The following is a 23,906-nucleotide window of genomic DNA, read 5'->3' on the forward strand; positions in this document are numbered from 1 at the left end:
AATCCTTATACCTGATGAAAAGAGTTGTTAACGCTATTCTTATCCTGTTGCTGTTATGCCCTGCATCATTGTTTGCAGGCGATTACGAAAAGGCCTGGGAGGCTATTCACAAAAATGATTTGAAAACGGCGATCACTTATCTGCAAAAAGTGATCAAATCCGGTGGCGCTCAAAAGAACAGCGCTATCAGCACACTGGTGTTTATCCAAACTGCTACTGATTATGCGGACGACTTCCCCCGTGCGTATTTTAATCCACTTACGGGCTTTACTAACCCGGCGCCTTACGTGTATGCCCTTTGGTTTAACGGGGCACTCCTGGGGGACTATAGTGCGAAACAGGGAACACAGCTGGAAAACCTGGACCGCATCATTGCAGATTCGGTGAACTTTAATGGCTCCCTGCGTGCTGCTGCCCGCTACTTTAAAGCCTACCACCTGATGGCCAGCAACCAGAATGATCTGGCCAAAACATTATACCCGCAGATGGGAGCCCTGGAAGAATGGGCTTATGTAGGACCGTTTGATAATATCATGGGCAGCGGTTTTGATAAGGACTATGGTCCTGCAAAACAGCCTACCGGACGAAATTTTATTTCCAGTAATAACGCGCCGGTAAATTGGTTTGTGCCGCTTTATACCACCCGCGAAGGCTGGAACTTTGTAGGTTCTGCCCTTGCGGCGGGAAGCGCAATAGGCTACCTGCAAACCTTTGTGAAGTCAGACACTGATCTGGACGCATTGCTTTGCCTGGCAGGTAATGGTACCATGAAGTTGTGGGTAAATGATAAGCTGATGATCAGTCAGCCGGAAGAACAGGTTACAGAGCTGGACTGGTGGAAAACCAAAGTACACCTGAACAAGGGCTATAACCGCGTGCTGTTGCAGCTTGGCTATACAGAAAGTAATTCTTCTCCCCACTTTATGGTGCGGTTAACCGATGGACAATATAACCCGGTGGCGGGGATTACGTCTAAAACGCAGCCGGAAACGTATCAACCGGATCTGTCCAAAACAGAAGTGGTGCCTATTGTGCATTTCGCGGAAGAATATTTTAAGAAGGAATTGACACTACATCCCACGGATCCGGCCATCGCCATATTGCTCAGCAGGGTGTATGTACGCAATGAGGAATGGGATAAGGCCAAAGCAGTGATGTATCAGCTGCAGAAAAATTATCCTAAAGACATGCTGTTGCAGAATTGCTACATTGACTGTCTATCCAGCGAAAATGACCGTACGGAGATTGCGGAGAAAATGGAAACAGTTAAAATGCTGGCACCGGATAGTTACTGGATTTTAGGCGCCAAAGTAAATAAACTGGAAGAAGAGAAAAATTATACGGAGGCAATGGAAGTGCTGGAGCGGATGATTGCCATGAGGGGCGAGCATCGCTTTACCACTTTTAAAAAGCTGCAGCTGCTGGTGGCGCAGGAGAAGATTGATAGTGTAGTGCAGTTGCTGAAGATAGCGTATGAAAAATATCCTTTTTCGTCAGACATCGTACAAAGCATGTATCTGTATGAAGGCAAAGTGAATAACGATCCGGCCAAAGCACTCGCTGTGCTGGAAAAATTCTGCGACAAGAGGTCGCTTTATTCTATGCAGGACGCACTGATAGATGAATATCTTAATCAGGGCAAAACGGCTGCAGCAGTGCAGGTGATGCAACGAATAAAAAATCTGACGGAGTATGAGGTCAAGGCCTATAATAAGCTGATCAAATTTTATTATACCCGGCAGGAATATGATTCCGCCCTGCATTACCTGCGTATTGCGCATCAGATAAGCCCTTACAGCCATGTGCCGCTGGGCGATATGGCGAATTGTTTTCTCCAGAAAAAACAAAATGATTCTGCGATATATTATTTCAAACAGGCATTGACGTTGTACGCGGGTGGATTTGGTTACCGCGAAAAACTGCGTACCCTGGAGCAGAAGCCACCTATGGATAAATATTTCCCGGTATTGGATTACTACAAGGAGATAGAAAAAGCGTTGAAGGGGCCGCGTGATTCGGCACAGTCCTATGCGTATATTTTTGATGAAAAGAATGTCATCCTTTACCCGGAGGGCGCTGGCGAGCAGACCATCAACACGGCCATGATCATCAACAATAAAAAAGGCATTTCCCGTTGGAAGGAAATTTCGATTCCCTACAACACTGTTTACCAGGATGTAATAATTGTGAAAGCAGAAGTGATCAAAGCCAACGGCTCCAAAATACCGGCAGAAACCAATGAAAATGAAATCGTGTTTACCAAGCTGGATGAAGGGGATGTGATTTATTTCAACTATAAAATCAACAGCTTCGGACGTGGACGTTTAGGCAGAGAGTATTGGGATAAGGTGTATTTTTCTGCTTATGTGCCTACGCATATTTCCAGTTATAACGTATTGATATCGGATAGTATTCCACTGTATTATGAGTATGTAAACGGAGGCGCGGTAAAGCCTAAGATCAGCCAGCATGAACAATTTAAGATGTATAGCTGGAGAGAAGAAAATATACCTGCCCTGCGCAGTGAATCTTATATGCCCAGTATCAACGATGTGGGTAAGGTGCTGCACCTGTCTACCGTGAAAGACTGGGACGTCATAGGCGAGTGGTACAGTGATATTACCCGGGTACAATCCAAGGAAGATTTTGAGATCAATGAAGCGTGGAAAGAGATCTTTCCGGCCGGCGTTGAAAAGCTGGATGATGTTACCAAAGCGAGGAAGATTTACGAATACATAGAAAAGAATATTGCCTACAGTTCTGTATCATTCCGGCAGGGTGCTTATGTGCCGCAACGTGCAGGAAAAACTCTGGTCACCCGGTTGGGAGACTGTAAGGATTTATCCACCCTGTTCCTGGCGTTTGCGCGCAAGGCAGGACTGGAAGCTAACCTGATACTGGTCAGCACGCAGGATTATGGCCAGCATAATATGCAGCTGCCTTCCATGGACTTTAACCATTGTATTGTGCGGTATAAGACCGGTAATCAATACAGCTACCTGGAGCTGACGGATAATGCGTTGCCGTTTAATTCGCTGTCATCTTCTCTGGCTGGTGCGCAGATATTGAACATCCCGTATAATTACAAGACCGGTGAGAAGATAAGTGTATTGTCGGCAGGTAACTTTGCACCTAAGTCTATTCGGCGTCAGCTGGATATAGATCTGAGCGGTAGTGATCAGCGGATTAATTCCTATTGTGCTTACAGTGGTGAACTGGCTTCACAGATCAGGCATTCCTATCAGCATAAAACCCGGGAAGAAACCAGGGATGCGGTGCAGCGCGGTATCAGCGGAATGTTTAAGAACCAGATTGTACTGGATAGTTTTTCTTTCCGCAACCTGGATAACCTGGAAGATACGGTATGGATGCAATCCAGTTTTACCGTGAAAAATGATGTGATCAATGTAGGTGATTTCAGTATGATCAAGCCTGCGTTTATGGATATAGTGGCTACGGCTGATATTTTCACGCCGGAGGCCCGTCAGCATCCTTTCCTGTATGGCAACTATGAGAATACAGATGATTATAGCACAGAAATCAGTATCCGTTTGCCGGCGGGTAAACAGTTTGAGCAGGTGCCGGGGAGTGCGAGTCTGCAGCTGGAGGATATGAGTTATGTGCTGGCATTCAAAAAGGAGTCGGACGATAAGCTGGTGATCAACAGGCATTTTAAAACGAACTGTAATAAAGTGGTGGCTCCTGCAGACTTCAAGCAGCTGGAAGCATTTTTCAATGGAATTATTAAAGCGGAGCAGAAGTATGTTTCATTTAAGTAGCGGGAGATCTGAGCCGCAATTGGTCAACTAAGGCGACTAAAAGGTATGCCTCTCCCGTAAAAGAACAAAAGGGCAACTGCCTGTGCAGTTTGCTTCGAAGTAACCAACTTGCCATGGTTACGGGAAGTGAATCATGGGTTTGCCCTTTTGTTTTTTGGATATGTTTTATTTTCAATAGATGAGCAGGAGGGATGATTTAGTGAGAGGGGGTACCGGGCGGCGTTCTGTGGGTGAGATTTGTAACAACCGGCCAATGAATTATGAAAATATTAATATGAAATACTTTTCGGGACTGCTGATTTCAGTGGTCTTTTTTTATGAGAAAAAGCTATATATTTTTAACTCCAAGGATTTGATTATCAATATAATTAGAATATATCGTTCTTTTTTTTCGTAGTCGCTTAATTTTGAAGATAAAAACGAGTATCTTTGCGCAAAATTTCAGAAAACGGTGATTTCTTTCAATTGGTTCAAACATAGAATGGTAGCACTTGTGATGGTTTTAGGCCTTCACAGTTTTAGTAATTTTTCCTTTGCCGAGGGCAGTCATCCAGAGAAACCAGCAATTTCTGCTGAAGAACATGGGACAGAACAACCGGGAGAGGAGACTGCACCTAAGAAAGTAGATATCAAGGAAACGATTTTCGGCCACGTAAAGGATGCCCACGACTGGCATCTGTTCGAGCTGGGTGAAACGCATGTAACGGTTCCGTTGCCTGTGATCATTTACAACCCGGCACGTGGAACTTCCGTATTTACTTCTTCTGCGTTCCATCACGGGCATGAAGCACATGACGGATACCGTTTAGTGACACCTCATTACCGTGCGGAAAAAGGACTGGATGCTGCGAAGTATCCTACGGATGAGATCATTGCAGTAGATGGCAGCGATAATCCAACCGGAGAAAAGATCTACGATCTTTCTATCACCAAAAATATCACATCCATGATCATTGCAGCGGTGTTGCTGATAGTGCTCATGCTGAATGTGGCCAAGGCATATAAAGTGCGTGGTTCCAAGAAAGCGCCTAAAGGTTTCCAGAGTTTGATGGAGCCGGTAATTGTATTTATGCGTGATGAGGTAGTGAAGCCTAATATTCCTGGCAAAAGCGCTGCGAAGTTTACTCCTTTTATTCTGACTATATTCTTTTTCATCCTTATTAACAACCTGTTGGGTTTGTTACCTGGTTCTGCCAACGTAACGGGTAACCTGGCGGTGACGGCGGCACTGGGTATTATCAGTTTTGTGGCTATCCTGCTCAGCACCAACAAGCATTTCTGGGGTCATATCTTTAATCCTCCAGTACCTTTGGGTGTGAAGATCATCCTGGTACCGGTGGAGCTGATTGGTATATTCACTAAGCCAATATCACTGATTATCCGGTTGTTTGCCAATATCCTGGCGGGCCACATTATCATTCTGAGTATCATCTGTCTGGTGTTTATATTTGGATCTTTAAACAAGATCGCAGGTTACAGCTTCCTGCCTGTTACTGTATTGTTCAACATTGTAATGATGATGCTGGAACTGCTGGTAGCATTTATCCAGGCATTCATTTTTGCCAACCTGACAGCTGTATTTATAGGCCAGGCGATGGAAGGTGCACATGATGAAGCACACCACTAGCATTTAGCCATTAGCTTTTAGCTCTTAGTTTGCTATTAATGGCCAACAGCTAAATGTGAACAGTTTTCAACTTTAGAAATAACGTTTTTTATAAATCAAATACATATTCATTATGGCACTTTTGTCTATTTTATTGCAGGCTGCTGCTGCATCTGGTCTGGCTAAGGCTGGTGGTGCTGTTGGTGCTGGTATCGCGGCTATCGCGGCTGGTATTGGCGTAGGTAACATCGGTAAGAGCGCTCTGGAGTCTATCGCTCGTCAACCAGAAGCTGCTAACGACATCCGTGCAAACATGATCCTGGCTGCTGCGCTGGTTGAGGGTGTTGCCCTCTTCGGTGTAATCGCTGGTCTGTTGGCGGTAGTTATGTAAGCCGAACTCTTTACTGCATCCGGCGCACAGGGCAAAGGATGCAGTAATCTTTGCCAATTTGAAATTAGTAAGTATCAAACATAACAACATAATAAAATTCTAATTATATGGATCTGTTGCAACCCGCGTTAGGCTTGTTTCTTATTTCATTTTTCATTTTCATCATCGTTTTCCTGATCCTGAAGAAATTTGCCTGGACTCCGATCCTCGCTACTTTAAGAGAAAGGGAAGATTCCATCACTGACGCTATTACTACAGCAGAAAGAGTGAAGGAAGAAATGGCGCAGATGAAAGCAGAACATGAACATGTGCTGGCGGAAGCTAAAGCTGAAAGAAGTAAGATCCTGAAAGAAGCGAAAGACGCGAAAGATTTGATCATCAGCGAAGCCAAAACTCAGGCGCAGGCAGAAGCCAAGAAGATCATCAGCGAAGCTTACACCGCTATCGAAAACCAGAAAATGGCTGCGTTAACGGACGTGAAAAACCAGGTAGGTAATCTTGTGATTGAAGTAGCAGAGAAAGTGCTGAGAAGAGAACTGGCTGATAAAACAGCACAGGAAGGTTACGTGAAACAACTGGCAGGAGAAATCAAATTAAATTAAGAGATTAACTTTTAACCTTTGGCATTAAAGCTAAAGGCTGAAAGCTAAAAGCTAAAAGCTATATGCAGAATCCCCGTTTAGCATCCCGGTATGCAAAGTCATTGATAGATCTGGCGCAGGAACTGAACCAGCTGGAAGCGGTGCATACTGACATGCTGTTTTTACAACAGGTGATGAAAAGCAACCCCGATGTGGTGAGTTTGCTTAAAAGCCCGATCATTAAGGCAGATAAAAAGCAAAAGATATTAGCTGCCATATTGGAGGGCCGGATCGGTGCTACTACACTTTCCTTTGTGAACCTGCTGGTAACCAAAGGCCGTGAAAGTGCACTGGCGGAAATGACCACTGAATTTTCACGCCAGTACATGGTGCTGAAAAATATCAGCCCGGTTAAAATCACCACTGCTGTTGCTATCGATAACGCCACACTGGATGTGATTAAACAGAAAATCGCCAGCGAAACAACCCAACAGATCCAACTGGAAACTGCTGTAAATGCAGACCTGATCGGTGGTTTTGTACTGGAAGCAAATGATCAGCTGTTTGATGCGTCTATACTGCGTGATCTGAAAGACATTAAACAACAGTTTAACAAGAATATTTACGTATCTGATTTACGTTAATCTATACAGCAGCCGCTGCGTACACGCAAAGCTGTTGTCGTTATACTAAATTTCTCTAACGACTTTTTTTTAAAATCATAATTATGGTTGATATTAAACCTGATGAAATTTCGGCGATATTACGCCAGCAGTTGAGCAACTTCAATGCTTCTGCCGACCTGGAAGAGGTAGGTACTGTATTGTCGGTGGGTGATGGTATTGCCCGCATATACGGTTTGGGTAACGTAGGTTACGGTGAACTGGTTGAATTCAGCAACGGCGTTAGAGCTATTGCACTGAACCTGGAAGAAGATAACGTAGGTGTGGTATTGATGGGTCAGTCAGCAGGTATTAAAGAAGGTGATAAAGTACGTCGTACCAAAAAAATCGCTTCCATTAACGTGGGTGAAGGTGTGGTAGGTCGTGTAATCAATACACTGGGCGAACCTATTGATGGTAAAGGTCAAATTAAAGGTGAACTGTATGAAATGCCACTGGAGCGTAAAGCACCGGGTGTATTGTACCGTGAGCCGGTAAAAGAACCACTGCAAACAGGTGTAAAAGCAATTGATGCGATGATCCCTGTTGGTCGTGGTCAGCGTGAGCTGGTAATTGGTGACCGTCAGACAGGTAAAACAGCTATCTGTATCGATACCATTATCAACCAGAAAGAGTTTTACGAAGCAGGTAAACCTGTTTATTGCATATACGTAGCTATTGGTCAGAAAGCATCCACTGTTGCTGGTGTAATGAAAACTTTACAGGAAGCAGGTGCTATGGCTTACACTACCATCGTTGCTGCAAACGCTGCTGATCCGGCTCCGCTGCAGTTCTACGCTCCGTTTTCCGGTGCTGCAATCGGTGAATTCTTCCGTGACTCAGGTCGTCCTGCACTGATCGTTTATGATGATCTGTCTAAACAGGCGGTTGCTTACCGTGAGGTGTCCCTGCTGCTGAAACGTCCTCCAGGTCGTGAAGCTTACCCAGGTGACGTATTCTACTTGCATAGCCGTTTACTCGAGCGTGCTGCGAAAATCATCAGCAATGATGCCATTGCTCAACAGATGAACGACTTACCTGAATCTATCAGACACCTGGTAAAAGGTGGTGGTTCCCTGACAGCATTGCCTATCATTGAAACACAGGCGAGTGACGTATCTGCTTACATTCCTACCAACGTAATCTCCATCACTGATGGTCAGATCTTCCTGGAAGGTAACCTGTTTAATGCCGGTATCCGTCCTGCGATCAACGTAGGTATCTCTGTAAGCCGCGTGGGTGGTAATGCTCAGATCAAATCCATGAAGAAAGTATCTGGTACCCTGAAGCTCGATCAGGCACAATACCGTGAAATGGAGGCTTTCTCCAAATTCGGTGGTGACCTGGATGCTGCAACCAAAGCAGTTATCGACAAAGGTGCCCGTAACGTGGAAATCCTGAAACAGGCACAGTTCAGTCCGTACTCCGTAGAAAAACAGGTAGCGATGATTTACCTGGGTACTAACGGTTTGCTGCGTGATGTTCCTGTTAAACAAGTACGTGCTTTCGAAGAAGCGTTCCTGAATGAAATGCAGGTTCGTTTACCAGAAGTACTGGCTGAGTTTAAGAAAGGTAACCTGCCAGAAGATGGCCTCAAGAAAATGGTTACTTTGGCTAATGAACTGAAACCAAGATTCGCATAATAGCGTTCCATCGCTTAAGCATACAAAAGCACCCTTTGCTATATCAGCAAAGGGTGCTTTTTTTATATGAAAAGGAGTATTATTTAAATATAAAATTGCACTTATATAATTGATTATAAATCTTTTTTAAAAGAAAATATAAACGATCTGATCTTTATATGGAGAGGCCGCTCTACATTTGCTGTGTAACAAATATTGATAAAAACCAGAATTAAGGTTCCTGTCTTAGCTCATAATCTTAACAACCCAGAGTACTTTCATAGCCTCCTTTCTTAAGAGTAATATCGCCAAAATTGTATCCGAAATCCGTATCCGTAGTTAGTCTTGTGAAGATTGGTATTTTAACTATTACTTCTTTTTAATTCATTTCAGAAAATCAAATACACTTGCCTGAACCCCGGGAAAGTAGTGTGCTAATGGTATGTGTCTGTTCAGCAGTTGCTTGAGATGCAAAACGCTTGTATGAAAAGACTCCTGACCCTTTGTTCAATTGTATGGTTGTTCCTGTTCCCCGTTATTTGCTGTTTGGCAGAAGGTAGTAAAGACATGTACCCGTCCGGTGCGTTAGGTAACCGTGCTTACATGACCAGCTCCTCTACCGCTACCAGTGCGCTCATCGGAAATATTTACAATCCCGGCAGAATGTTCGTATATGCGAAAGCGGGAGAAGTGATTTATGTAGGGTCAAGCGCGCAGGGGATAGGCACGGGCACTACCCGGTTAATAGCCCCTAACGGGAACGCCTATAACACCGGCGCCTCCATCACTACAGGACGTATCAATAACCGCGCAGAAGAACTGGCGGGCCCCGCTGCATTGACAGTAGGAGGATATACTGCATATAACAGAACAGTACTGGCCAGTGAAGAAGGCATATGGACAATAGAGTTTGATCCTCCAAATACAGGATCCACCTCTTTAGGCAGTGGCTTTAGTCCCCCGGCAGCCAATGCCGCCTGGACAATTGTCAATCAAACTGCCGTGAGCACCCTGGCGCTGATAGTAGCCTGGGATATTACCGTGGCTAGTGCAGGTACCGCACAACCAGGGCGCACCTTCCTGAATATTTTTACAGGCAATGCAGGTACCGCCGCTTCTGCCTTTTATGGTAAGTTTAATGTACTCACCAAAGATGGCTTTACCTATACTGCCTCCAGCAATGGCATACAACCTTTCCTCTTTGCTTTTTTTGTAAATAATAAAGGCACCCGCGATAGAGCCACTGGTGTACCGGTATATAAAAGTGTTGACCTCAACTCCGTTGTTTCCAGCAGTGGCACCTATTCTTTTCATAATCCCACTTCGCCGGATGATGCCACCAATATCACCCAGAAACTATTTTATAATCCGCCTAGTAGTGCTTTACCGGCGAGCGCACCCGTATGGGTGAGTGGAGCCGCCTCCAGTACCTGGTTAATTAGTACTCCTGTCAATCCCGTAGTTAGCCAGGTTTTTTTTACAGGTAGAGAAGGTACACCTGGTCGTTCCGGAACACCGCCACTGGGAGGAGGATACGTCCATTTTACCGCTAACCAGAACGGGAATTTTAAAATTCTGATAGATGTAAATAATAACGGCAACACCACCGATCCTGTGGATCGTATTATTACCGGATCATCTGTTACCGGAGACAATGCTATTTTATGGGATGGCAAAAATGGCCTCGGTGTGGATGTAGCCAATGGTACCACCATCAATGTTACGGTAATCCTGTTTTCAGGAGAAGTGCATTTCCCTTACATGGATGTGGAGAATAATGTGAATGGTATTGTTATTACCCGTACCAATGGATCCAATGCCCCCGATCCTACCGTATACTGGAATGATCAATTGCTGGGAAGCGGTACAGGTGCGTCTGTTCCCGTTGATGCATCCGCCAGTCCGGGCATTAATAGTACTACTAACGGTCACAAGTATACGAATAGCTATGGCGATAATAGTTTGCTGGATACCTGGGCTTATATTTTCAGCCTACCGATTACTTCCAGTGTAACGGTGAAACAATACCAGGCCGATCTGGAAGTAATCAATAATATTCCGGCACTTACTGCTATCTGTGCAGGCAAGCAAATTAGCTATACCACCAGTGTCCGGAACAATGGACCGGACTCCGCTAATGGCGCGCGTTACAGCTTCTCCTTCCCGCCGCAGCTCACCAACGTTACGGTTAGCCCCGTAATTACGGGTAATGCGGTGATTGTATCCGGAGGTGTGAGCGGTAATGCCTACACAGCAGTACTTAACATGCCTAACGGCGCGGTGATTAATTATACGATCACCGGTACACTAACGGATGTGCCTGTAGGTGGTAACCTCATTACTAAATCCAGTGTATTACGTCCCAAAGATGTAACAGATCCCGATGCAACCAGCGCCACCAGTGGCAATCCTACTGATCCAGACATAGAATGTAACGGTGCCCCTTCCGGCACCGGGTGTAATAATATTAAGACCAGCAGCATTCCTGTTTCTACCGCCATCGGTAGCAATGTGATCAATGCGCCGCAGTCTATTTGTATAGGCAGTACGCCGGCAGCGCTTACCGGTAACGCCATTACCGGTAGTCCGGTATATCTATGGCAATCCAGTATTACCAGCGCTACTACCGGGTTTGCTACTGCTGCCGGTACTACTAACGGTAAAGACTATACGCCTGCAATATCTCCGCAAAATATCTGGTTCAGAAGAATCGTTAATTCCGGTAGTTGCAGTGATACCAGTGCAGCTATCATGATCACGGTGAACCCAGTACTGCAGCCGGGTGTAATAGCAGGAAACCAAACATTCTGCAGCAGTGGAGACCCGGCAGCGTTTACACAAACAACACCCGCAACAGGAGGTTCCGGTGTTTATACCTATCGCTGGCAATCATCTCTTAACAATATTACTTTTAATGATATTGCCGGCGCAACGCTGGTAACTTATGATGCACCGGTAGTGTCACAAACCACCTACTTCCGGCGTATCGTCAGCAGTACCAGTTCCGGTTGTGCGGATATGATCAGTGATACCCTCACGGTACTGATCAGCGCTACACCTACTACCGCTAATGCAGGTACTGATCAAAATCTTTGTAACGTAAACGCCACTACGTTATCGGGCAATACCCCGATAGCCGGTAGTGGTGGCTGGCGGCAGGTCAGCGGTCCGGGCACCGCAGTGATAGTAGATACTACATTGCCTAATACCGGCATCAGTGGGCTCAGCAGCGGTACCTTTACTTTTGTATGGAGCATCCGTAATGGCGTATGTCCGCCTTCTGTTGATACGGTATTGATCACGATAGCTCCGTTGCCTTCCGCGGCTAACGCAGGTTCGGATCAAACCTTATGTAATGTGAACAGCACAACGCTGGGCGGTAATATACCTGCCAGTGGTGTAGGTACCTGGACACAAATCAGTGGTGCAGTAACCGCTACTTTTGTTAATCCAAACCTGGGTACTACACAGGTGCAGGGACTGCAGCCAGGTAGCTACCAGTTCAGATGGACCATTAGCAGTGGTAGTTGTGCCACTACGGCCGATACCGTACTGGTGGTGGTAAACGCGTTGCCTACCGCCGCCAATGCAGGTCCTGACCAGACAAAGAATAACAGCGGCGTATTTACGATGGGCGCCAATGTCGCCACTGTTGGCACAGGAGCCTGGACATTGGTAAGTGGATCAGCCAGCATTACAGATCCGGCTAACCCCAATACTAACATTACGCTGCAACCCAATACCAATGCAGTACTTACCTGGTCTATTACCAATGGCAACTGTCCGCCTTCTGTAGATACCGTTGTGCTGAACTATGTGAAACAGGCGGATCTCAGCGTAATTAAGTCTGATGCAGGCAACACCTATACATCCGGAGGCCCGGTAAGCTATACTATCACAGTAGAGAATTTCGGCCCGTCTGATGTAAATGGATTTTCAATACAGGATGCGCTGCCGGCAAAAATGATCAATGCCAGCTGGACATCCTCAGTAACCGGTGTAGGCGTTAGCGTTAGTCCTGCCAGTGGCAGTGGCGCTACTGTTGCCGCTACCGGTAATATGCCTTTTGCTGCCGGCAACAAAATTGTTATTACGGTAACAGGAACGGTGGATCCGGCATCCATTGGTGGTGACTCACTGGTGAATCAGGCTAATGTGCCTGTTCCTGCAGGAACACCTGATCCAAATACAAATAATAACAGTTCTACGGTAAGAGGTGCGGTACCTAACAGACTACCTGTGGCGGTGGATGATCAATACACTACCGTCCGCGATGTGCCGGTACAGGGAAATGTATTGACCAATGACAGCGATCCTGAAAATGCTACGCTGACAGCCGTATTGGTAACAAATCCTGCCAATGGTACCCTGCAACTGAATGCAGATGGCACTTTCACTTATACACCTAATGCCGGATTTACAGGTACGGATAGTTATCTATACCGCGCCTGTGATGATAAGGGAGCCTGTTCGCAGGCTGTTGCCACCATACAGGTAACAGCAGCTGTATTAGATCTTAAGGTGACAAAAACAGCCAACCCTGCCAGTGCAGGAGCCGGAGAAGCATTAACCTATACCATCACGGTGACCAACAATGGTCCGTCCACATTATTACCTACAGAAGCATTTACTGTTACAGATAGCTTACCGGCTGGATTTGTAGCAGAAAACTATACCCCTTCAGCAGGTAGCTATATACCGGCATCCAGTCAGTGGAGAGGCGTTTCATTGGCGCCGGGACAATCTGTGTCGCTGACCATTGCGGGACGTGTAGCCGCAGGATTTGCCGGCAGCAGTTTATCCAACAGGGTAATTGCTACGCCACCAATTGGTACTACTGATCCTACTCCTGCTGATACGACTATTATTACGCCTGTTGTACACAAGGTAGAAGTAGAGGTAACAAAAACAGATTTAACCACACTGTATACACCAGGTACATCGGTGATTTATAACATTGCATACACTAATCATGGTCCTTCCGATGTACTGCAATTGAATGTTACAGATCCTTTACCGGCAGGTATTACTACGGCCAGCTGGACTTACGCATTTACTGCTGGTTCACAACCAGGCGGACAGGGTACTGGTCCTATTGATCAAAAGTGGGATTTACCATCCGGTATCGGCGTCGTATATACTTTAACGTTAGTAGTGCCGCCTAGTTTCACTGGCCCTCTTGTAAATACCGCCACCGCTATTGTTCCAGCAGGATATGTGAATGTAAATCCAGCAGGAAACAGCGCCACGGATACAGATACCGCTGCTCCGCGTTATAATGTAACCATTACAAAAGATGGCCCTGTAAGTGAAATAGCCGGTACGCCGATTACCTATCACCTGCAAGTGGTGAATACCGGACCATCGGACCTTGTGGGAGCTGTTGTGAATGATCAGCTTCCTGTTGCTATTCAGAATGCTACGTGGACAGTTACCGGATCGGGTACGGCGAGCGCCAACGTGAGCAGTGGAAGTGGCAACGTTGTCTTTACCGCGAATCTACCGGCAGGTAGTGCCAATAAGCTGGATGTGACCATTACCGGTACCGTTAGCACCTCAGCTACAGGCAGTTTCAATAACACCGCTACAGTTACAATACCTGGACAACCACCGATATCTTCCAATAAAATTATTACCACAGTAGAGAATAAAACGGGTCTGAATATCACGAAGGAAAGTACCCCTGCCGGTAGTGTTAATGCGGGAGAAGCTATTCAATACAAGATCATTGTTACCAACAGCGGTCCTTCCGATGCTGTGGGTGTTGTAATTGCAGATGCTATACCAGCAGCTATTCTGAATCCACAATGGCAGGTAGCAGGTAGTGGCGGAGCTACAGTAACAGGTGCTGTATCCGGCAGTGGCAGTAATATTAGCACTACTGCCGATATTCCGGCAGGTACCAGCAATATGATCATTGTTACAGTAACAGGTACTGTGGATGCAGCCGCAAAAGATTCTATTGTAAATAGTGCTACGGCAAGTGTTCCGGGCGGTTCCACCGTTACAGGTAATAATGAAATAAGGGTGGTGAGTAAACCTGGCTTGCGAATCGTGAAAACAGGCCCATTGGCGGCAGATGCAGGTACGGGGATAGATTATACCATTACCGTCACCAACAATGGCCCTTCTGATGCCGTGAATGCGGTGATTACAGATGTAGTACCGCTTAACATTACCGGTGCCAGCTGGACCACTGCTACTACCGGTACGGCCACGGTGGTGAGCGGCGCTACCGGTAATACCAATAATGTACTGGAAACGGTTAACATACCTGCCGGCCCGAACAATAGTATTGTCATCCACATCACAGGTACCTTACTAACGGATGCGGGTGGTACCATTACCAACACTGCAAAAGTGCAGGTGAATAACGATCCTCCGTTACCATCTAACGATATTGTTACCACTATCAATAATAGCCCTGGACTGGTGCTTTCCAAATCTGGTCCTGTAACAGCAAGTGCAGGTCAGAGGATTGTATATACTCTGAACATAAGTAATACCGGTCCATCAGACGCCTTTAATATACAGCTGCTGGATACCGTACCGGGAGTGTTACTGGATCCACAGGTGCGGATAAATACTTATGGAAGAACTACAGTGGCATCATCTGCCATTATTAACGGTGTATTGCAACTGACCGGTAACTTCCCGGTAGGAGATACCAATCATGCAGTGGTGTTCTTAAGTGGAATAATTAATCCAACATTCAAAGGACAAATTACTAACCAGGCATTCATCAGTAACGGCAGCAATCCTCCGATTGCTTCTGAACGTGTGGTTACCACTGTTACCAGTGATCCTAAGGTGATTATTAACAAGAATGCACCTGATACGATTGTAGCAGGTAAACTGATCACTTACAAGTTACTGGTCACTAACACCGGATTGTCTGATGCACAGAATATCACGATCTCTGATATTGTAGATAATACGCTGACAGGTGTAGTATGGAATGCTACTCCAGGTGGCAGCGCAAGCATTAGTTCCGGCGACAACGGTAGTGGTAATACAGTAACCGTGGGCGCAACGATACCAGCAGGTGCAGGCAATTATATTGCCATTACGATTGTGGGCAAAGTAGCGCCGGGAGCTACTGGTCAGTTGAGCAATTTTGCCACCGCCACTGGTACTGATGTTCCAACCGTGCATTCTGATACGGTGACTACCAGGGTGGTGAATACCCCGTCGTTACAAATCAGTAAGGCTGGTCCGCAAAATGCCGTAGGTGGAGAGAATGTAGTGTATACATTGGAAATCACTAACAACGGTCCTTCCAACGCCACCGCTGTTAACATAGCAGATGTGGTACCGACGGAAGTACAGCATACTAACTGGACAGCAGTGGCTTCCGGCGGCGCCGTCATCAGCGGACCAGCTACCGGTACCAACAACAATGTGGCATTGATCGCCAATGTACCAGCAGACAGTGGTAAAATAAAAATTACTATCAACGGTACCCTCGATCCATCTGCTGCAGGTACTATTGTGAATACTGCCACTGCTGCGGTAACAGGTAGTACGCCTGTATCTGCCTCTCAACAAACAATTATCAGCAATGAACCGGGGCTTAATATTAGTAAAACGGGCCCGGCTACCGTGAATGCAGGTGAACAGATCACCTATACATTGGTCGCCACTAATCTGGGATTGTCTGATGCGAAAGAAATATTTATCCAGGATGTAGTACCATCACAAATTACAGGTGTCAGCTGGACATCTGCAGTGAGTGGTAATGCTACTATAACAGCCGGCAATGCCGGTACCGGTAACAACATATTGCTCACCGGCGATCTGGCTGCCGGCACTGGCAACCAGATTACGGTTACAGTTACCGGAACAGTAGCGCCGGACTTTACAGGTACACTCAATAACATTGCTGCTACTTATCAAAAAGGAAGAGATACGACGAAGAGTGAAACCGTGATTACAACGGTTAATAATTTACCTGCTTTGCAATTGGTGAAGAGTGCACCAGATACATTAGCCGCTGGTAGCGCGATTACATATACCGTAAACATAACCAATAACGGTCCATCTGATGCATCACAGATAACAATCGCAGATGTGGTGCCTGCCAATGTGAAGAACGTAACCTGGTCTGCTACCAATGGTGGCAACACTACAGTGGCAGGTGGTTCCGGCAGCGGCAATAATATCAGCTTTACTGCAGATATTCCCGCAGGCAACAATAATTTTGTGCTGCTCACAATAACGGGTACCATTGACCCTGCCTTTGCAGGAGATATCAATAATACCGCTACCGCTACCGTTGCGGGACAACCGGTATTTACTTCCAATGAAGCAGTTACACATGTGATCAGTTCTCCAGCGGTCAGCATCTCCAAATCAGGACCAACGCAAAGTCCCGCAGGAGGCGATATTTCGTGGATCATCACCGCAAGTAATAACGGTCCTTCTGATGCTACAGGCATTATCATAAAAGATACTGTACCGGCAGCTGTTACCAATGTAAGCTGGACAACTGTTAATAACGGCACCGGGCAGGTGACGGCAGGAGGCACAGGAAGTGGTAATATCATTGCTGTTACCGGCAATGTACCAGCCGGCGCAGGCAATACCATCCAGGTGTTGGTAACAGGTAAAGTATCCTCTTCCTACACCGGGGCTCCTTTGGTAAACAGGGTGGTAGCCACTATTCCTGGTATGCCTGATAAACAGGATACTGCTATAACAACGATCACCAGTACGCCTGGATTGCAGATTGTGAAAGTTGGACCGGGCGCCATCAGCGCAGGTGATCATGTGACCTACACACTTACTATTACTAATAATGGTCCATCTGATGCGGTGAACGCCGTGATTGCAGACGTGGTAGATCCTGCGTTGCAGAATCCTGCGTGGACAGTTGTTACAAATGGCACGGGTACCAGTGTAAGCAGTACCAGTGGTACGGGTGATATTAACATCACCGGCAACATACCTGCTGCTCCTGCCAATAGTATTGTCATCACTTTAACGGGTACACTGAGCCCTGACTATACAGCTATTGTGTTGGCTAACGTGGCCAGCGCTACACCTCCGGGACTGCCAGGCGTTTCTTCTGCAGTAACGTCTACGGTTACACGTAAAGCAGATCTGCAACTGGTGAAGAGCGGTCCTGCCAATGCTGTGGCCGGAGAACCTGTTACTTATAATATTACGGTTACCAATCGTGGTCCTTCTAACGTAAAATTGGTGCATATAGCAGATATGATTCCTCCGGGTATCATTGATGCTACATGGACTGCTACGGCTACCGGCACCGGCGCTGCGGTATCCGCCGCATCAGGTACCGGCAATGTGGATTTAACTGCTGATATACCAGCTAACACCGGCATCATTAGTATCGTAATCAATGCCAGGGTAAATCCAGGCGCTGTAGCGGGCGATATTGCGAATACGGCCATTGCTACACCTCCTGCTGCAGTAGCAGATAGTACGCCTGCCACAGCTACTGTTATCACTAATATTACAAGAGCGGCAGACCTGGTGATTGTGAAATCCGGTCCTGCTAACAGAGCTGCGGGGCAGGATATTACCTGGCAGCTGGTAGTAACTAACCGTGGCATTTCAGATGTGGCCAATGCAGTGATTACTGACAATGTGCCGAACTTTGCTACCATCACGGATGTGACGACCAGTACACGTGGTAATGCTACTGCACAAACGCCGGTAATTGTTGATAAACTGGTAACGGTGAATGCAGATATTGCTGCGGGTGCCGGTAATGAAGTGATTATAACTATCAAAGGAAAGGTTGCCAGTGAGGCAATAGGTACCCTCACTAATACGGCTACGGTAGCTCCTCCGGCAGATGTAACAGAAACTATTCCTGCTAATAATTCCAGTACAATTAATACCACCCTTATTTCAGATATAGGGCTGCAGTTATCCAAATCAGGACCTGCTGCTGTTAATATAGGCGATACGATCAACTATAGTATCCTTGTGATCAATACCGGATTGTCTGATGCCAATGGTGTGGCGATTGCAGATATTGTTCCTGCTGCGGTATCCGGGGTAACCTGGACGGCAGTAGCTACCGGTACTGCTAACGTTTCAGCTCCTTCCGGCACAGGAAATAATATTAATCTAACCGGTTTAGTGGGAGCAAATCAAACAGGAAGCATAGAGATAAATATTAAGGGAATTGTAGGCACTACTTCTGGTGGTACGATCACCAATACTGCTACCGCCACTTTCGGCAGCATCAAAAGCAGTCAGGTGGTTACAACCGTTAATAAAACGGCGAACCTTCGCATAAGTAAAACAGCGCCGTCAGCTATGGCTGCCGGACAGCCGATTACTTATGTTGTGAAAGTGTATAACGCTGGCCCTGCTGGTGTAACAGGTGCCGATATCAATGACGTAGTGCCAGCAGGTATTACGAACCTGAACTGGACCGCTACCGCTACCAGCGGCGCTACAGTTTCGCCTAACAATGGCTCCGCTGCCAGTATTCACCTGACGACAGATTTACCTGCTAATACGGACACTGTTACACTCACCATCAACGGTATGGTAGCAGTTGATTTCACTGGCACACTCACTAACACCGCTACGGCTACACCTCCTCCGGGAGTGACCAATCCGGTGCCTGCTACTGCTACAGTAAATACAGTGGTAACGAGTCAGCCCGGACTGGTGTTGGTGAAATCCGGCCCTGCAGAAATTATCGCAGGTTCAGCGATTACTTATCGCCTGGAACTCCGTAACAACGGACCTTCTAACGCCACAGGCGTTAAACTGGAGGATATTATACCAGCAGCAGTACTGTTGCCTTCATGGACCGCCACCGGAAACGGAACGACTAATTCTGGTACCGGTAACGTATCTGTTGCCCGCGATATTCCGGTGGATAGTGTGTTGACGGTGATTATCACTGGTACTACTGATCCGGCTGCCAATGGCACTATTGCCAATAGTGCGGTGGCTACCGTAAACGGACAAACGATTAACAGTAATGTTGTCAATACCAATATTGTTAACAGGCCATCCCTGCAGATCAGCAAGTCTGGCCCTGCGAAAATAGCTGCTGGTCAGTCTATCAGCTATGTACTGAAAGTGACCAATAGCGGTCCTTCTACTGCCAATGGTATCACCGTGTCCGATCAGATACCTGCTGCCATTAAGAACGCAACATGGAACGCTACAGCAGTCGGCAGTGCGGCTATCACAGGTGGTAATATCAGCAATCGTTCCGGTAATGTGGTATTTACGGCCAACCTCCCGGCTGGTAGTGCCAATAGCATTGTGGTAACGATCACTGGCACCGTAGATGCGGCATCCAATGGTACACTCACCAACGTGGCGAATGTAACCCCTGTAGATGGACAGCCTGTAACGGCAACGGCTATATCAGAAATTACCGGTAACCCGGGTCTTCGTCTGGTGAAATCAGCACCAGACAGTGCTACTGCCGGAGGAGCCATTACCTACACTATAGATGCGTATAACGATGGACCATCTGATGCGGTGAATATGGTATTGACGGATGTGATACCTGCACAACTGCAACAGGCAGTATGGTCAGCTACCGCAGCAGGTGCAGCCACCATCAGTGGCGGTAATGTTACGGGTCAAACAGGTAATGTTAATATCACCGGTAGTATTCCTGCAGGCAGCGGCAATGTAATACACATCGTCATCAATGGCATCATTGATCCTGCCTTTACGGGTAGTATAAGAAATGTGGCCAGCGCTACTGTAAATGGTACAACTACTTCGTCTAATGATGTGGTTACCACCGTAGCGAATCGTACAGCCATACGGTTGGTGAAATCCGGTCCGTCCGGGGCTGTCGCTGGTTCACAAATCACTTACACCATGGTGCTGACTAATGGAGGTCCTTCCGATGCGACCGCCATTACCGTATCAGATATACTGCCGGCTCAACTTCAGAATCCGGTGTGGTCTGCTACCGCTGCGGGTGCTGCTGCCATCAATGGTGGTAATATCGTTGGCAGAACAGGTAACGTATCCTTTGTTGCCAATGTACCAGGTGGTATAGCGAACCGGGTATTGGTAAGTATTACCGGTACCATTGCAGCTTCGTTTACCGGAGCGGTTACTAACGTAGCCGGATATACGATAAATAATTTACCGGAAGTACCTACAACTCCGGTAGTCACTAATGTGGTAGCTGAACCAGGATTACAGCTGCGTAAATCCGGCCCTGATACACTGGCCGCAGGCAGACGTATTACCTATGTGCTGGAAGCTTCCAATACAGGTCCGTCTGACGCCAGCAATGTAACGATCAGTGACATTGTACCAGCAGGGGTGCAGCAGGTTAGCTGGACCGCTGTTGCAAACGGAGCTAGTATCATTGGTGCTGCCACCGGCAATAACAATAATATATCTGTGAATGGAAATATTCCTGCCGGGGGTAGTATCGTTATTACGGTTAATGGTACTATTGCTACCGGCCAAACTGGTACTATTCTGAACAAGGCTTCCCTGCAGTTTAATGCAGCGGTGGTGGCGCAGGATTCAGTGAGTACCCGCATCGTTAATACACCGGGTGTATCTATTACTAAATCAGGTCCGCAACAGGTAAATGCAGGCAGCCCGGTTACCTATAACATAGACCTGACCAATGCTGGCCCGTCTGACCTGCTAAATGCGCTCGTAAAAGATATCGTGCCTGCACAGATCAAACAGGTAACCTGGAGTATAAGTCTGGATGGCAGCGCTACACTGGCTGCTGGCACTGCCGTAACAGGCATTGGTAATACGATTAGTTTCCATGGTAATGTACCGGCAGGTAATACCAATGGCATACATGTAACAGTGACCGGTATTGCTGATCCTGATTTCACAGGAGTGATCACCAATATTGCTACTGCAACAGATAATCTGGGTAAAGCATACAATGCCAGTGTAACCACGGAGGTAAAACAACTGGCACAGATGGCGATTGTTAAATCCGGGCCAGCTACATTGAATGCCGGCGATGTGATCAGTTACCTGGTAACTGCCACTAATCTCGGACCATCCAATGCCACTGGTGTCAGCATCACCGATGTAGTGCCGGCAACAGTTACAGATGTTACCTGGACAGCAGTGGCTAATGGTAACGCGGTAATCAATGGTGCAACTGCCGGAACAGGCAATAACATCAGCGTGCTGGGTGATATTGATGGTGGCGCAGGCAACAATATACAGGTACTTATTAACGGAAAAGTACCTGCTAATACCACCGCTGAAAGCATCAGCAATCAGGCGGTATTAAAACAACCGGATGGCAGTAACATCAACAGTGTACCTGTGGTGACCACCATTAGCCGCAAAGCCCGCATCAGCATCGTGAAACAGGCACCTCCGACAGGTATTGCCGGCGATAGTTTGCGGTATGTTATCAACGTATCTAATAGCGGACCTTCTGATGCAACAGCGGTTGCTATCAGCGATATTGTATCAGACACGCTTTCTGGTGTTAGTTGGAGTGCCACTACTAAAGGCACTGCACAGGTGAGTGGTGCTTCCTCCGGCACTGGCAATAACATCGCGTTACAGGCGGTACTGCCGGCAGGAGCAGGCAATATTGTTACGATACAGGTTGTTGGTCGCATTGCGCCAGGCTTTAGTGGTATCCTGAATAACCAGGCATTCGCCAGTTCAAATGGAGAACGGACTTCATCCGGTATTACCACTACCAGGGTAACACCGCAGTCAGCGTTGACGATTACTAAAACCGGTTCGGCTGCTGTGAATGCAGGTGATACGATTAGTTACGATGTAACGGTTACTAACGCAGGTCCTTCAGATATTGCCGGTATTACCGTTACAGATATAGTACCTGCCACCATCACTGGTGTGAGCTGGACTGCCATCGCCAATGGTAGTGCTGCTATCGTTGGTGCTGCTGCCGGCACTGGTAATAATATTTCGATAGGAGCCAATATTCCGGCAGGTGCCGCGAATAAGATATTGTTGCGGATTAAAGGAAGCATTCCTGCCAACACTACCGCCACCAGTATCAGCAATACAGCTACTTTAACAAGACCAGATACCACTACCATCACTACGGTGCCGGTAATCACTATTATTGGCCGTAAAGCGCAGATCCGCATCGTGAAACAGGCGGCTGCCACTGCTAATGCAGGCGATAGCTTGAAGTACACCATCAGTGTCACTAACGATGGGCCATCTGATGCAACCGGTATTCAGATCCGCGATATCGTGTCTGATACACTGAGTGGTGTAAGCTGGATAGCTACTACCACTGGCGCAGCGCAAATAACTGGCAACAGCAGTGGTGTCGGTAATGTAGCAGTGACGGGTAATATCACCGCTGGAGCGGGCAATGCCATTAACATACAGATTAATGGTAAAATCAACCCAGACTTTATTGGTAGCATCACGAATACGGCGAGTGCAACAGATGCGAATAATAAGACGGTAACTGCAGCAGCCACCACACAGGTAACGGCCAATTCGCAATTGAGCATTATAAAAACGGGTGATGCGCAGGTGAATGCAGGCGATACAGTTCATTATGTGATCACGGCTTCCAACGCTGGACCTTCCAGTGCAGCAGGTGTAAGTATCGCAGATGCGGTACCTGCGACGGTTGGTAACGTAACCTGGACGGCAGTAGCGAGTGGCACTTCGCAGGTAACCAGTGGTGCAACGGGCAGTGGCAATAATGTGTTGGTGAAAGGAAATATAGGTGCCGGTAGTGGTAATACCATCGTGGTAAATATCACGGGTGTAGTAGGGTCGGGGGTCACTACTTCTGTATCTAATATTGCGGTACTGAAACCAGCAACGGGCGACTCCATTCCGAGTACGCCAGTGATCACTGTGGTGACTAAGAAACCAACGCTGCGTATTGTGAAACAAGCAGCAGCTACCGCTATTGCAGGCGATAGTCTGAAGTATACTATTACTGTAACGAATGACGGCCCATCTGATGCCACTGGTGTGAAGATCAGTGATATCGTATCTGATACGCTTAGCGGTGTAAGCTGGACAGCGAATACCACCGGAGCCGCATCTATAACAGGTAACAGCTCTGGCAGTGGCGATGTAACACTGACCGGTAATATCACCGCTGGTGCAGGCAATGCCATCAACATACAGATTAGCGGTAAAATTAATCCTGACTTTATTGGTAGCATCACGAATACGGCGAGTGCAACAGATGCCAATAATAATACGGTGAATGGAACGGCTACAACGCAGGTAAGTGCACAATCACAATTAAGTATTGTGAAGACAGGTAATGCCCAGGTGAATGCAGGTGATACAGTTC

7 protein-coding genes are annotated in these 23,906 nt (G+C 46.9%); all 7 read left to right on the forward strand.

Features of this window, described 5'->3' with window-relative positions; all coding sequences use genetic code 11:
* Nucleotides 1–14: 14 nt before the first annotated feature.
* A complete protein-coding gene (locus tag AC1DP6_RS20775; protein ID WP_477056527.1) occupies nt 15–3,779 on the forward strand; it encodes a DUF3857 domain-containing protein in 3,765 nt (1,254 codons plus the stop codon).
* A gap of 481 nt (nt 3,780–4,260) precedes the next feature.
* A complete protein-coding gene (gene atpB / locus AC1DP6_RS20780; protein ID WP_477056528.1) occupies nt 4,261–5,406 on the forward strand; it encodes a F0F1 ATP synthase subunit A in 1,146 nt (381 codons plus the stop codon).
* 112 nt (nt 5,407–5,518) lie between these two features.
* Nucleotides 5,519–5,776: an ATP synthase F0 subunit C gene (gene atpE / locus AC1DP6_RS20785; protein WP_089758700.1), complete on the forward strand. Its 258-nt coding sequence runs from the start codon at nt 5,519–5,521 to the stop codon at nt 5,774–5,776.
* A gap of 107 nt (nt 5,777–5,883) precedes the next feature.
* Nucleotides 5,884–6,378 carry a F0F1 ATP synthase subunit B gene (gene atpF / locus AC1DP6_RS20790; RefSeq protein WP_441576473.1) on the forward strand — a complete coding sequence of 165 codons (495 nt, stop codon included), beginning with the start codon at nt 5,884–5,886 and terminating at the stop codon, nt 6,376–6,378.
* Nucleotides 6,379–6,440: 62 nt separating this feature from the next.
* Nucleotides 6,441–7,001 (forward strand): ATP synthase F1 subunit delta, encoded by a 561-nt coding sequence (gene atpH, locus AC1DP6_RS20795; RefSeq protein WP_477056529.1) that lies wholly within the window; start codon nt 6,441–6,443, stop codon nt 6,999–7,001.
* Between the two features lie 83 nt (nt 7,002–7,084).
* The gene (gene atpA, locus AC1DP6_RS20800; RefSeq protein WP_477056530.1) at nt 7,085–8,662 is read left to right on the forward strand and encodes a F0F1 ATP synthase subunit alpha; all 1,578 of its coding nucleotides are present in this window, start codon (nt 7,085–7,087) and stop codon (nt 8,660–8,662) included.
* 462 nt (nt 8,663–9,124) lie between these two features.
* Nucleotides 9,125–23,906: Ig-like domain-containing protein (locus AC1DP6_RS20805; protein WP_477056531.1), on the forward strand; the 14,782-nt coding region annotated here is incomplete at its 3' end.

The sequence above is a fragment of the Chitinophaga sp. 01L420 genome, assembly GCF_056399985.1.

Coding starts and splice junctions, on each gene's coding strand:
- AC1DP6_RS20775 (WP_477056527.1), top strand. CDS start 15: ATGAAAAGAGTTGTTAACGCTATTCTTATCCTGTTGCTGTTATGCCCT.
- atpB (WP_477056528.1), top strand. CDS start 4,261: ATGGTAGCACTTGTGATGGTTTTAGGCCTTCACAGTTTTAGTAATTTT.
- atpE (WP_089758700.1), top strand. CDS start 5,519: ATGGCACTTTTGTCTATTTTATTGCAGGCTGCTGCTGCATCTGGTCTG.
- atpF (WP_441576473.1), top strand. CDS start 5,884: ATGGATCTGTTGCAACCCGCGTTAGGCTTGTTTCTTATTTCATTTTTC.
- atpH (WP_477056529.1), top strand. CDS start 6,441: ATGCAGAATCCCCGTTTAGCATCCCGGTATGCAAAGTCATTGATAGAT.
- atpA (WP_477056530.1), top strand. CDS start 7,085: ATGGTTGATATTAAACCTGATGAAATTTCGGCGATATTACGCCAGCAG.